This is a genomic window from Fructilactobacillus sp. X8R1C1 (assembly GCF_059900945.1).
The window spans coordinates 81,319-94,465 of sequence record NZ_JBWXVH010000004.1 but is presented as its reverse complement, the minus strand read 5'-3'; the positions used below and the strand labels follow the sequence as shown (position 1 = coordinate 94,465).

Here is a 13,147-nt window from a genome sequence, read left to right as displayed (position 1 = left end):
TTGAATAAATACCGTTACATGACGTGCTGAAAACTTACTGCCAATTTCTTGAAATTCGCTTTCCATCGTTGACACCTCCGACATAATTAATGATTATTCAAAAGTATATACTTTTAGTCCCTAAAAACAAGGCTCCTAACAAAAAGGGAATCGGCACCTCTGCCGATTCCCCACTGGGTTAAATTCTAAAATACTAACAAAACAGCAACTAGTATCAAAATTGATACCAATCCCAGCATTGTCAAAATGACTTTTTCAAGCAATGCCATTATCAAATGACCCTTCCTAGCACTCTACTTTTTCTACTGCCAATAAACATGCTACCGTACATGAGTCATTCCGTCAAAAAACGCCAAAACTAATTATCAGCTTTGGTGTCTTTTCGAGTAATTTTAGTTATCTTTTACGAGGTACTTAACTTCCCCGTCGTCATCAAGGTAGCCATACAAACGCTTCGTGTGCGCATCATCAAAGTATCCCATGTCTGCCATTCGTTTTCCATTCACTTCGTCACAACCATGATCCACTCGCTTAAAAAAGGAATACAAAAAAGCAATTCGTGATTTAAACTGCGTCGCCTTTTGATAAGCAGATGTCAGGGTGTAACCGTCATCTAGATATTCTTTCATTAACTTAATCAGTACAAAATTTGAAAAATTGAAAACTCGTGACGCTAATTTTTCAACTCGGGTACTTCTCACGTATCCCTTTTTCTCCCAGTATCGGAGTTGTCTTGGTGATACCCCCGTCATCTTACTAACTTCACCAATTCGAAAAATAAAGTCCTGCATGTTAAAGGAATTGATGATCTTGTCATTAGCTTCATGCATTTGTCGCCTCGCCTCCACTACTTATTGTATTCAGTGACCTTGATTTGATTACCATCAACACTCATCTTAGTAATACTGCCATTTTCGGGACGTTTTGTCATATCATACTGTCCGTCAGAAAAACGTTCTACTAAACTAAGCAGGGTATTTCCGTGACTAATCAAGAGGACGTTGTCGCCGTCTTGAACCTTAGCATCGTGAGTAATCATATCTAACCCCTTATCAAGTCGTTTCCAGTAATCAGCTGCATTTTCAGCCATATGGAAAGGATCAGCCTCTTTCATATAGTCCTTAGCCGTATTGATATCATATTTATTTACAATGTCTTTAAAAGTTGGTACTCCATGAGGTGCTCCGGCCTCGTACCACGCTTCATCCATGTTTAATCCTTCAAAATAACCATAAAATTGTTCACGAAAATTGGGAGATACGACAGGCTCATTAATATCTGAAACTAAATTATCGTTTAGAATAATCTTGGCGGTATCTTCAGCACGAGTAGTATCACTGCAGTAAGCTTGAACAAATTTGATGTTAGATAAACGTTTAGCGGTCTTTTTGGCACCAGTAATTCCCTTGTCGGTTAGTGGTGAATTACTCCAGCCTTGTAATTTGTTAAAAATATTGAAATAAGTTTGTCCGTGTCGGACAACGTATAGGGTAAATTTTGCCATTGTATCTCCTCCATTCACACTCTAAGTATATCACTTGTGGGCTTTAACTTTTCTCTAAGATTCTCCCTCAATCCTACCCAAATTTAATAAATCTGATAAGATAGGGGTTGGACTTAAAAAGGGGACTTTATACCTTGAAAACGATCAAGAAAATTCTGTCTAAATGCAATACTAGAATCGGGTTTTTCGTCTTACTAGTAGTGCTTTTTTGGGCTAAAACAATTTACGCATATTTCACTGACTTTAATTTGGGTGTCGACAGTATCTTTCAACTGTTTTTGCTCCTAATTAATCCAATCGCAACCACCGTTATTATGTTAGGTTTGGCGCTTTATCTAAAACCAGCTAAACTTTTTTATCCAGCAATCCTGTTTCTGGATTTTCTAAACACGGTTCTTTTATACTTAAACGTAATTTACTTTCGTGAATTCACCGACTTTATGACGGTGTCGACCATGACCGGTTATTCCAAGGTCAACCAGGGGCTAAGCGGAAGCTCATTAGCACTAACTTCGCCCCACGACGTTTTTTACTGGATCGACATCGTGATCGTCATCCTCTTACTTTTGTTTAAAGTGATTAAGATTGACAAACGGCCACTACAGGCCCGAGTTGGTTTTGCGGTTTTCTCACTTGGAGCCCTTATGTTAGTTGGTAACATTACTTTGGCCGACATGGATCGTCCCCAATTATTGACCAGAACCTTTGACCGCACTTACATCGTTAAATACCTGGGGTTGGATTCTTTTACCGTCTATGACGGAATTAAGTCTCAACAAACCACTAATATGCGGGCCAATGCCAATAAGTCTGACTTAACGGGTATTCTTAAATTCAAAAAAGAACACTACGCCGCTCCTAATAGGAAAATGTATGGGATTGCCAAGGGTAAAAATGTCATTATCATTCATCTGGAAAGCTTCCAACAGTTCGTGATTGATAAAAAGATCAATGGCCAGGAAGTCACTCCATTTTTAAATAAGTTGTATCACAGTAAATCAACTTATTCCTTTGATAACTTCTTCCATCAGGTCGGCCAAGGTAAGACGTCCGATGCAGAAAACATGCTTGAGACTAGTACTTATGGTCTCCCACAGGGATCCTTATTTGCTCAACTTGGCAGTGACAACACCTTCCAGGGTGCTCCTGCCATCCTTGGTCAAAAGGGATACACGTCCGCCGTCTTTCACGGAAACGTTGCTAGCTTCTGGAACCGAAACAACACTTACAAAAACCTAGGATATGACTACTTCTTTGATGCCAGTTACTACGATACCTCGGGTGATAAGTCAACCGGATACGGACTGAAGGATAAGCTCTTATTTAAAGATTCAACCAACTATCTTCAGCACCTCCAGCAACCGTTCTATGCTAAATATATCACCGTTACCAATCATTTCCCGTATCAACTAGACGCTGAGGATCAGAAGGATTCTGATTTCAAGGCCCCTGATACTAATGATGAAGCCGTTAACAACTACTTTGTAACGGCCCACTATCTCGACCAATCAGTTCAGGAACTCTATGAGTACCTTGACAAAGCCGGTTTACTAAAGAACTCCGTGATTGTCCTATACGGGGATCACTATGGCTTATCGAACTCTGAAAACACCAGCTTAGCACCGCTACTTGGAAAAGACCCTAACGACTGGAATGACTTTGATAACGCCCAATTGCAACGAGTTCCGTTCATGATTAACATGCAGGGCATTAAGAATGGTCACGTGGATCATACCTATGGTGGTGAAATTGATGTACTTCCAACCTTGATGCACCTTCTTGGAATCAGTTCCAAGAAGTACATCCAATTTGGAACCGATCTCTTCTCAAAGCATCATGATCAGGTCGTTGCTTTCAGAAATCGGGACTGGGTCTCCCCTGAGTACACCTCGGTTAATGGAACGGTTTACGATAACAAGACCCAAAAGGTAATCCATCCGGATAAAAAGTTGAAACAGAAGTTAGAAAAGACGCAGGATAAAGTCAATCTGGAACTCTCGTTATCCGATACGTTGAATGAACAAAACCTACTTCGTTTCTATCATCCTAAGGGATTTAAACCAGTTAATCCGCAGAAGTACAATTATGCTAACGGATTGGACCATGAAGAAAACATTGAAAAGAAGCTTGGAAAAGCCTCAACCAGTCTCTACTCAGAACGACATGATAAGAGTACGAACAGTTTATACCATACCGATGCTCCTGAGCTTTACCATAGTTCAACTAACTCTAATCGAATTCAGATTACCAACCCTGATTCAAACAAAGAATAACTATAAAGAATCCACATCAGTTGATGTGGGTTCTTTTGTTGGGGATCACACGCTTCTCAGCTGTGCTATAATACGGGTAACTCTAGGGATGGAAGGTTACAAATTATGACTAAGTATACAGTTACAAAAAGAGCCAAGCAGTATAAACAGCCCCGTGGTGGTTTCATTCCCGTCTCATCCCTTCACATCAAGCAGTTTACGCCAGACGAATTTCTGCCGATTGCTAGTGAAAATATCACGCCCAGCTTTATGGGACTGGTCGTCGACTATCTAACACGGTTTGAAGTCACCGGAGACGTCGTGGCAGCATTCAGTATTCCTGAAATTGGTGCCCATAACGTTGACCTACTAGCGGCCGAAAAGACTGGTCACCATTACGATGGTAATATGGACCGTTTTAAACAATTAACCAGTGAAATCAATTCCGGACTTGATGATGACAGCATTCAGTGCGCCATTCAACTCGTTAATTATGACATTGCCTACCGGATGGGACCTAATTACTACGTTCCTCGTCCCAAGTACCAAGCGAATGAGGTTACCATTGAGCACATTAAACAAATGGTTAACCGGGGCGTTCAGTTCTTGAAGCAAGCATCAGAAGATGGTCCCATTACAATTGACTTTGATTTTCCCGGTGCGTACACCGACACCGTCGTAAACGGCGATGGTGACTACCTGACCAAGGATGGGCTGTGGGATTTCAAGGTATCAAAGGCTAAACCAACCAATAAATTCACCCTCCAGATCCTGATGTACTACATCATGGGGCTCCATTCAGCAAATAAGTCTTATTTTGAAATGGTTAAGCAGTTAGGCTTGTTTTATCCACGCCAAAATTGTCTGTATTGGATTAACGTAGCCGACATCAAAACCAAGACGCTAGAAACGGTGGCAGAGGATGTCATTGGATACTAAAATACCACTATCATTGAGGTAGTGGTATTTTTGTCATATTTTAGTTTGCGGTTGTCTGAATAATTCGGAGGTCTCCCTTTAACTGATACGTTTTGGCTTGAACTGGCAAGACATACGTACTTCCCTTTTCAAGCGAATACGATTTGCCATCGACAATTAGTGTCCCTGTTCCATCAATAACAACGTTCACTGAATAAGTCTGCATGTCTTTAATCTCGGCTTGACCGTGAACCACAATTTGATAAACGTTAAAGTACTTTGATTTCAATAGACGCGTCCGGGCTGGATTATTTGAATCGACAACCAGTTGGGTTTGCTCGGGGTCTGGTAGAACGTTCGGAGTATTGGTTACTTTAATGGCATCTTCTACCTGGAGTGGTCGTTTCTTCCCCGTCTTTTGATCCACCCGGTCGAAATCATAAAACCGGAGCGTGTTGTCAGAATTTTGTTCCACCTCAAGAGCGACAATGCCTGCTCCCAAAGAATGAAGCGTCCCAGCTGGTACATAAACCATCTCACCTGGTTGAACCGTTTTCGTTTCTAAAATCTGGTCTAACTGGTGGTCTTTAATGGTCTGCCGAATTTCATCCTTACTTTTGGCGGAATGACCGTAATATACCTTTGAATCTGGTTTGGTGTCTAAAATGTACCAGCACTCAGTTTTTCCATTCTTTTCATTAAAGTACTTTTGCGCGTTCTCATCACTTGGATGAACCTGGATTGACAAGTTTTCCTTGGCATCCAAAATTTTAACCAATAGTGGAAAGGAGGCGTTAGCCGGATGCCCACCAAATAGTGCTGGATGTTTCTTCCAAACTTCTTTTAAAGTCTTTTCATCATAAGGTCCGTTATAAACCACTGACAAGTCATCACCATAAGTCGAAGCAATCCACGCCTCTCCAACGTGATTACTATTTAACTGATAGTGATACCGCTTTAGTTCGGTTCCACCCCACATCTTATTCTGTAAAACGGGCTTTAAAAATAAGGGAAATACTTCATTTGTCATGAACATCATCCTCCAGTTAAGAAATTTCAACTAGTTTCATGATAGCATCATGTTCATGGTTTCACAACATTTATCCTTTCTTGAACCTACTTGCGGTGAAGCGAAGTACTGTGAACGGGTCCCCTGCGGTCGGGATAAATTTCTTTCATTAAAACGTTAATGGCGGTGGGAGCCTCACCAAATCCAGTCGCAATCAAGTCTTGTTTGCCGGGATAAGTAATCTGATCCCCAATCGCAAAGACCCCCGGCACACTGGTCTCAAAAGATTGATCAACCTCAAGTAAGCGATGATCAAGGGCTGGTTGAATCTGCCATTCCTTTAACTGGCGATTATTCGAAATAAACCCGTAGTTCACCACGAGATCATCCACCATCATTTCCATCTCGTCATCTTCAGTCTTAACTTTTTTACTGGTAACCCTTAAACGATTATCAATCTCATCCAGTCGTTTGATTAAGTATGGAGTAACCACTTCAACGGATGACTCTTTCAATCGGTCAACCATGTACTCAAGACCACGAAATTCGTCCCGCCGGTGCAATAAAAATACCTTACTTGCAACCCGTTCCAGCATTAAAGCCATGTCAACGGCGGAATCGCCACCACCAGCAACCATAACGTCTCGCCCCTTGAATTGGTTTAAATCATTGATACTGTAAAAAAGACGTTTCCCAGTGAGCTCTTCGGCATTTTCAGCCCGTAGTTCACGTGGCTTAAAGGCACCGTTTCCGGTCGCAATGATGACGGCTTTACTCTTAGTAGTTCCCCTACTGGTTTCAATCTCAAAATAGTCATCTTTTTTAATCACATCGACTACCTTACTCTCGACCTTTTGGTCAACATCAACGGTGTCAAGTTGCTTTTGCAGTCGTGCAATCAGCTCGTCACCCGTGACGCCCGCAAAACCAGCAACGTCCAAAATGGTCTTTTCAGGATAAAGCGCTTTGACCTGGCCCCCAAGTTCAGGAAGGCTCTCAATGATCTGCGTTTTAGCATCCCGCAGGCCAGCGTAAAACCCCGCAAACATCCCAACGGGACCGCCGCCAATAATTGTTATATCGTACATATTTTCCATTTTTATCACTCTTTATCTAATTTTATCTTTAACCAAAGTTTACCATGCAAAGACAAAATAAAAAAACCAATTTCATATCTATCGCAATTTCCCACATATTAAAGTATTATAAAGTTGTACTGTAACTGAAGTTATATAGGAGGACTTTAAATGAGTACCAAAAAAATGATTTTGGACCTGGATACTGGAATCGATGACTCAATGGCACTAACCTACGCGGTTGGCAATCCGGAGATTGATTTAATCGGGGTCATTGCTTCGTTTGGCAACATCGAAGCCGAACGGGCAGCCGTTAATACCCTTAAAATTTTAGATTTACTTGGTGCTTCAGACGTTCCGGTCTTTATTGGTGAAACTCATCCATTAAGTGAAGATTATGTCAGAATGCAAGTCAGCGCTGACATTCACGGTGAAAATGGGATTGGCGACGTTGACCTTCCAGAACCAAGCGGTGCCATCCAAAGTAAAAACGGGGTCGATTTCATGATTGAATCCGCTAAAAAGTACGGCAATGATCTAACGATTGTGCCAACTGGTCCTCTTACTAACTTAGCCAAAGCAATCAAACAAGCTCCAAAAACCATGGAGAAGGTTGGCAATGTGACTTTAATGGGTGGTGCTTTAACCGTTCCGGGTAATGTCACCCCCGTCGCCGAGGCTAACATCAACCAAGATGCCATTTCAGCAAACGAAGTTTTTACCAGTAACCTTCACATCAACATGGTCGGCCTTGACGTTACGTTACGAACGCTTTTGACCAAGCAAGAAACCCAAAAGTGGCGCGATTCTGGGACAATGGCTGGAAAGAAAATGGCTGACATCGTGGACTTCTACATCAACATCTACGCTGATATGTATCCTGAACTTGGCGGCTGTTCACTTCATGACCCACTCGCCGTTGGTGTAGCGGTCGACCCCAGTTTCGTAAAATTCATTGATATGAATATGATCGTTACCACCAAACCCGACGCATACTATGCTAGAACAATTGGTGACAAGAATCGATTAGATGATCCTAACACCAACGTTAAGGTGGCAGTAGCGGTTGACTCCAAAAGCTACTTAAAAGAATTTATGAAAAATATGAATAATGCGTTTGAGACCATGTAAAGAACCAAATAAAAATGAGCTAAACATAATTGTTTAGCTCATTTTTTATTGGTTGTGTTTATATTTATTGATCTGCTTTAAAATACTGCTTTAAAAAGACTGCCACACCATCATCATCATTCGATTTGGTCACATCCGTCGCAATTTTCTTGATTGGTTCCTGTGCATTCGCCATTGCAACACCAACCTTGGCTTTCTTAATCATTCCAGCATCGTTTTCAGCATCACCAAATGCCATTAGATTAGAAAAATCATCACCATAGTGACTAAGCAATGCTCCTAATCCATAGGCTTTATCAACACTGGGTGCCAAGAATTCTAGGATTTGGGGTTGTGAACGAACAATGTGATACTGCTTTTTCACATCTTCGGGCATGTTACTAACAGCTTTATCAAGAACGTCTGGTTCGGCTGCGATAACTGCCTTAGAGTAGCTTTCGTCTGGCATCTCAGAAAACTTAGTTGGTACAAACTGCATGTCAGCATTCAACATTTGTTGATAAATCGATGGTTTTAAATCGGAGATTGGATAGACCTGGGTAAAATCAAGAATATCTAACGGGAGGCCGTTTCTTTGAGCGTATTCATAAAGTAATTTGAACGCATCTCGATTCATCCCACGCTTAAATAATTCATACTTATCGGCATTTCGAACCACGAGCCCACCATTAAAGGTGATGGTATAATCATCTGGCTCATCAAGGTCTAGTTGTTTAATGTACTTCCAAATGGCATTGATTGGTCGTCCAGTACAGAGCACCACTTTGATCCCCTGTCGGTGTAACTTTTTTAACTCGTCTTCGTTTACTTTACTGATCTTCTTATCACCTGTAAGCAGTGTGTTGTCAAGATCGAGTGCGATCATTTTAATCATATTAATTCCTCATCATTTAAATTATTCATAAAAAAACGCCCATACCGGGCGTTTTCATATCTTAAGAAGTTAACTTCGACTCTAATTGTCTCAATTCTGCTTCACGAACATCTCGCGGTAAGAACCGTCTAATTTCTTCTTCGTTGTAGCCAACTTCAAGACGTTTGTCATCAAAAATGATCGGACGCTTGATTAGGTCAGGGTACTTTACTAATAGGTCAACTAACTCTGTTAAAGATAAGTCATCTAAGTTCAAGTGCAGTTTCTTAAAAACATTTGATCTTGTTGAAATAATATCCTCACTGCCATTTTCGGTTAAACGAAGAATTTGTTTTACTTCGTCAGCGTTAAGTGGGTTTGAATTGATGTTTCGTTCCTTAAATGGAATATTATGGTCTTTCAACCAAGCACGGGCTTTACGACTTGATGCGCTGCTTGGTGCAACATATAAATTCAACATGTAATAACCTCCTCATGTCTAACATTTAACATGACTTGTTTAAATTAGTACGAATGTACTTATTAAACAACTAAATTGTATCATATATTATTACTTCGTCAACGTTATTTTAAACTTAAATAAAGCCTGATTTCTAGCTTTTATTTACACTTTCCTTAATAAATATTATAATTTGTACTATATAAGAGGGAGAGGCCAAACTATGAAACTCAAAATACTATGTACGAGCGATATTCACGGTTATTTAGCGCCAACAAATTACGTTAAACCAAATGAAAACATGCCCTTTGGTTTAGAAAAGGCAGCAACCACAATTAAGCACGAACAGGAAGGCTTCGACCACACCTTAATTTTAGATAATGGTGATTTTTTAGAGGGGTCTCCTCTTGCCTACTACACGGCCGAAGTTTTAAAACTTCCGAGTGCTAAGGCGATTAATAAAGCATACGATACGATTGACTATGACTTTGGATCACTCGGTAATCACGAATTTAACTACGGACAAAGCTACTTAAAAAATACCATCAAAAACACCAAGCGCCAGTTTATCTGCGCCAACATCCTAAACGAAAAAGATGAGCCAGCCTTTGGGTCGGCCTATGCCATTAAAGACTTTGGGGATCTAAAGGTGGGAGTATTAGGTCTTACCACTCAGGCCATTAACCAGTGGGAGAATAAGGCCAACGTTAAAGGGCTTAAGTTTAAATCTGGCTTAGAAACGGCCAAAAAATACGTCCCAATTCTTCGCCAAAAAACCGACGTGGTGGTTATTTTGTATCATGGGGGCTTTGAAAGAGACAAAGTAGGCAAACTTAGTGAAAAATTCACTGGTGAAAACGAAAGTTATCAAATTTTAAAAGAAGTTCCCGGAATTGACGCTTTAGTGACGGGTCACCAGCACCGAAAGCTCGCTAACCATCTCTTTGGCGTTCCGTACGTTCAACCCGGACATCGTGGTGATTACGTAGGCAAAATTACCCTTGATATTAATGATAACGATAAAACGGTGGTCAACAGTAACGCCAAACTAATCTCAACGGCTCAAAATAAGCCATTTCAACCAACCAAAAACGTCGTTGATCCAGTCGACCAAGATGTTGAAAAATGGCTCTCAAAACCACTCTCAAAGATTAAAGGTAATCTCAAATATAAAGATCCCTTCGAAGTTCGAACCCATGGATCGGCCTTTATCAATTTTATTCAAAGGGTCCAAATGGAAACAATGGGAGTTGATATTTCGGCAACCGCGCTCTTTACCGACGAAGCCCATGGATTCGAAAATCCAATCACCATGAGAAACATCATCACCAACTACGTCTATCCAAACACGTTAGCAGTCTTAAACATTACTGGAGCGGACTTAAAAGCTGCCCTTGAAAAAACGGCTGATTATTTTGCCTTAAAGGATAATAAAATCATTGTCAACCCCGTATATACTTATCCGAAACACCGGGACTATAACTATGACATGTACGCGGGCATTGATTACACTATTGACGTCTCCCGGCCGATTGGTTCCAGAATCGTTAACTTAACCTATCACGGTCGCCCAGTTCTGGACCATCAGCCCTTGAAGATCGTCTTAAACGCATACCGCGCCGTTGGTGGCGGCCACTACCCCATGTACGATGAAAGTAAAATTATTTCCTATAACACCATTACCATGAGTAATTTGATTGCGAAGTACCTTCAAGATCATCCCATAGTCGACGCTAACAACCAGCAAAACTTCAAAGTCATTAAATAAAAAAGTTCCTCACCACGTAAATACCAATGGTGAAGAACTTTTTTTATCCAGCTTTTTTCTTTTTATTGTTTTTCGGTTTACCGCCCACGTACTGAACGGCTTGCAACTGTCGAATTGTGGTAACCTTAATTTTACCAGGATAGGTCAATTCGTTTTCAATTTGGTCCTTTACTTCATTGGTTAACTCACTACTTTGCGTATCGTTAACCTTCTTTGGATCAACCATGATTCGAATCTCACGACCGGCCTGAATGGCGTAACTATCTTTAACGCCGGGATGTTCATTCGCAATTTTTTCCAAACTCTTTAATCGATTGATGTACTCTTCGACCGATTCGCTTCTGGCTCCTGGTCGAGCTCCTGACATTCCGTCTGCCACTGCGACCAAAATAGCGTATGGGTTATCTGGTTCCACGTCGCCATGATGAGACGCAATCGAGTTTATGACAATTGGATCTTCACCATAAGCCTCAGCTAACTTCACTCCCAGTTCAACGTGTGTTCCGGAAACTTCTCTGTCAATCGCTTTACCAATGTCATGGAATAATCCAGTCCGTTTAGCCATCCGAACATCTAAACCAAGTTCAGCAGCCATCACAGCTGATAGTTCGGCAACTTCAATGGAATGCTCTAAGACATTTTGACCATACGACGTTCGAAACTTTAAGCGTCCCACCGTCTTCATTAGGTCTGGATGAACCCAGCCAAGGTGCAAGTGACTCACGGTCATCTCGCCAGTCTTTCTTAATTCATCCAGAACTTCCTGTTGGGTTTGATTGATTTCATTTTCAATTACACCATTATTAACCTGCTTAATGGCCAACAGATCGTTAATGGAATTGCGCGCAATCTCTCTTCTAACCGGATCACTGGTACTAATGATTAACGTTTCCGGGTGTTCTGGATCAAAAATTAAATCAACCCCGGTAAGGGTCTCAATTAATCGTAATCGTTGGTCATCTTTGCCAGCAATCTTGGCGCGCATTCCGGAATCCGGAATAATCACTGAGCGCTCAATGTGGTCACGAGGAACATCAACTGGCCCCTCTTGAACTGCCTCAATCATAAGATTACGGGCCTGTTTGGCAGCATTAAATGCCATTAAGTCATTATTTTCCTTAACGGTAGTATCAAAGTCACGTTTTAAATCAGCTTCAAGAGTGGCCAAAACGAGCTGTTTGGCTTGACCCTCAGTTAATTCACCCCGATCGTGGATGATTTGTTTTCTTTGCTTCTCAAGTTCTAAGACGTCATTACGAGCCTTTTTGAGGTTTTCAACTAGAAGGTGATTACTGTTCTTTTTAGTTGTTAGAGCGTCCTCTGATTTGTCCAAGCGGGCAACGGAAGTCTCCAAGCTTTTTTCTCTATGATCAATTCGCAGTTTGCGGCTCTCGTTTTCTTGAACTTGGGCATCGAGTTCAATTTCTTCTTCTTTACGATAATTTTCAGCTGCTGTTTTACTTTTATCTTCAAGTTTTCTTTTAGTATCATTAATCTTAACTTGGTTATTATCTTTAATCTTACTAGCAGCAGTCCTGGCGGCTGTCAGTCCCTTGTCGACGTGGTTTTTTCGTACGTAGTAGCCACATGCTGCTCCAAGTAAGAGTGCAATAATAATTGCAATGGAAGCTATCAATTTGACACTTCCTTTCTTTTCAATTCATTTTAATCTATTTAAATAATAACATTTAAATCTTTATTTTAAAATAAGTCACTCGTGCTTTTTGATGATATTATGAAGTATAATGGTATTAAGGAGTGATTCTATGTTTCCTGAAAGACTCAGAGCTTTACGAACCGGTCAGAAAATCACATTGACTGACCTTGCAAACGGATTAAACACAATGTTTCCCACTGACAAAGAGCATGAGAATACCGCCTCACAGATCGGCAATTGGGAACGTGGAATCCGTAATCCTTCTTACATTGAAGTCAAAAAATTAGCTGAATTTTTTGGGGTGTCAATGGACTATTTGAGTGGCCGAGTTGACCATGAAGAATCCGATCTTTCCAAGTTATTTATCTCTGGAAAGCAACTCTTCTTCAACGGCGAAGCCATTAATAACAACGATCGGTACGAGATTTTTCAACTTATCAACGGCTACCTTCACGGTAAACAAAACAGAGACGATGACCACAAAAATCACCAAGAATCGCTTGACTTACACTACTAAGG

General features: G+C 40.9%; 12 protein-coding genes. 5 read left to right on the top strand and 7 right to left on the bottom strand.

Translation table 11 applies throughout. The features are described 5' to 3' along the window. Nucleotides 1-392: 392 nt before the first annotated feature. Both AC6UD1_RS04825 and AC6UD1_RS04820 read right to left on the bottom strand, forming a co-directional pair. Nucleotides 393-830: a MerR family transcriptional regulator gene (locus tag AC6UD1_RS04825; RefSeq protein WP_500694070.1), complete on the bottom strand. Its 438-nt coding sequence runs from the start codon at nt 828-830 to the stop codon at nt 393-395. Between the two features lie 17 nt (nt 831-847). Further along, nucleotides 848-1,504, bottom strand: coding sequence for a histidine phosphatase family protein (locus AC6UD1_RS04820; protein WP_500695822.1), 657 nt, complete (start codon nt 1,502-1,504; stop codon nt 848-850). Nucleotides 1,505-1,638: 134 nt separating this feature from the next. Between AC6UD1_RS04820 and AC6UD1_RS04815 the strand changes: the two genes are divergently transcribed. After that, complete coding sequence (locus AC6UD1_RS04815) at nt 1,639-3,777, top strand: LTA synthase family protein (RefSeq protein WP_500695823.1); 2,139 nt, start codon at nt 1,639-1,641, stop codon at nt 3,775-3,777. A 105-nt stretch (nt 3,778-3,882) separates the two neighbouring features. Further along, nucleotides 3,883-4,695: a hypothetical protein gene (locus AC6UD1_RS04810; protein WP_500707425.1), complete on the top strand. Its 813-nt coding sequence runs from the start codon at nt 3,883-3,885 to the stop codon at nt 4,693-4,695. 40 nt (nt 4,696-4,735) lie between these two features. On the opposite strand, the gene AC6UD1_RS04805 is transcribed toward AC6UD1_RS04810, so the two are convergent. Together AC6UD1_RS04805 and AC6UD1_RS04800 are read right to left on the bottom strand one after the other, a co-directional pair. After that, complete coding sequence (locus tag AC6UD1_RS04805) at nt 4,736-5,704, bottom strand: type I phosphomannose isomerase catalytic subunit (protein ID WP_500707424.1); 969 nt, start codon at nt 5,702-5,704, stop codon at nt 4,736-4,738. Nucleotides 5,705-5,790: 86 nt separating this feature from the next. Further along, on the bottom strand, nt 5,791-6,780 hold the full coding sequence (locus tag AC6UD1_RS04800; RefSeq protein WP_500707423.1) for an NAD(P)/FAD-dependent oxidoreductase: 990 nt from the start codon (nt 6,778-6,780) through the stop codon (nt 5,791-5,793). A gap of 150 nt (nt 6,781-6,930) precedes the next feature. Here AC6UD1_RS04800 and AC6UD1_RS04795 point away from each other — a divergent pair, with 150 nt between their 5' ends. After that, nucleotides 6,931-7,890 (top strand): nucleoside hydrolase, encoded by a 960-nt coding sequence (locus AC6UD1_RS04795; protein WP_500707422.1) that lies wholly within the window; start codon nt 6,931-6,933, stop codon nt 7,888-7,890. 64 nt (nt 7,891-7,954) lie between these two features. Here AC6UD1_RS04795 and AC6UD1_RS04790 read toward each other — a convergent pair whose 3' ends face one another. Continuing rightward, nucleotides 7,955-8,764 (bottom strand): Cof-type HAD-IIB family hydrolase, encoded by an 810-nt coding sequence (locus AC6UD1_RS04790; RefSeq protein ID WP_500707421.1) that lies wholly within the window; start codon nt 8,762-8,764, stop codon nt 7,955-7,957. 61 nt (nt 8,765-8,825) lie between these two features. Next, nucleotides 8,826-9,224 (bottom strand): transcriptional regulator Spx, encoded by a 399-nt coding sequence (spx, locus tag AC6UD1_RS04785; RefSeq protein WP_010022968.1) that lies wholly within the window; start codon nt 9,222-9,224, stop codon nt 8,826-8,828. Nucleotides 9,225-9,426: 202 nt separating this feature from the next. Here spx and AC6UD1_RS04780 point away from each other — a divergent pair, with 202 nt between their 5' ends. After that, nucleotides 9,427-10,971 carry a bifunctional metallophosphatase/5'-nucleotidase gene (locus AC6UD1_RS04780; RefSeq protein ID WP_500707420.1) on the top strand — a complete coding sequence of 515 codons (1,545 nt, stop codon included), beginning with the start codon at nt 9,427-9,429 and terminating at the stop codon, nt 10,969-10,971. Nucleotides 10,972-11,014: 43 nt separating this feature from the next. On the opposite strand, the gene rny is transcribed toward AC6UD1_RS04780, so the two are convergent. Beyond that, a complete protein-coding gene (rny, locus tag AC6UD1_RS04775) occupies nt 11,015-12,607 on the bottom strand; it encodes a ribonuclease Y (protein WP_500707419.1) in 1,593 nt (530 codons plus the stop codon). Nucleotides 12,608-12,737: 130 nt separating this feature from the next. Here rny and AC6UD1_RS04770 point away from each other — a divergent pair, with 130 nt between their 5' ends. Next, complete coding sequence (locus tag AC6UD1_RS04770; protein WP_500694080.1) at nt 12,738-13,145, top strand: helix-turn-helix domain-containing protein; 408 nt, start codon at nt 12,738-12,740, stop codon at nt 13,143-13,145. Nucleotides 13,146-13,147 lie beyond the last annotated feature (2 nt).

Bases quoted from the DNA above. Each gene is read 5' to 3' on its own strand.
- AC6UD1_RS04810 (WP_500707425.1), top strand. From the start codon at position 3,883: ATGACTAAGTATACAGTTACAAAAAGAGCCAAGCAGTATAAACAGCCC.
- AC6UD1_RS04825 (WP_500694070.1), bottom strand. From the start codon at position 830: ATGCATGAAGCTAATGACAAGATCATCAATTCCTTTAACATGCAGGAC.
- spx (WP_010022968.1), bottom strand. From the start codon at position 9,224: ATGTTGAATTTATATGTTGCACCAAGCAGCGCATCAAGTCGTAAAGCC.
- AC6UD1_RS04780 (WP_500707420.1), top strand. From the start codon at position 9,427: ATGAAACTCAAAATACTATGTACGAGCGATATTCACGGTTATTTAGCG.
- AC6UD1_RS04800 (WP_500707423.1), bottom strand. From the start codon at position 6,780: ATGGAAAATATGTACGATATAACAATTATTGGCGGCGGTCCCGTTGGG.
- AC6UD1_RS04820 (WP_500695822.1), bottom strand. From the start codon at position 1,504: ATGGCAAAATTTACCCTATACGTTGTCCGACACGGACAAACTTATTTC.
- AC6UD1_RS04795 (WP_500707422.1), top strand. From the start codon at position 6,931: ATGAGTACCAAAAAAATGATTTTGGACCTGGATACTGGAATCGATGAC.
- AC6UD1_RS04770 (WP_500694080.1), top strand. From the start codon at position 12,738: ATGTTTCCTGAAAGACTCAGAGCTTTACGAACCGGTCAGAAAATCACA.
- AC6UD1_RS04790 (WP_500707421.1), bottom strand. From the start codon at position 8,764: ATGATTAAAATGATCGCACTCGATCTTGACAACACACTGCTTACAGGT.
- AC6UD1_RS04805 (WP_500707424.1), bottom strand. From the start codon at position 5,704: ATGACAAATGAAGTATTTCCCTTATTTTTAAAGCCCGTTTTACAGAAT.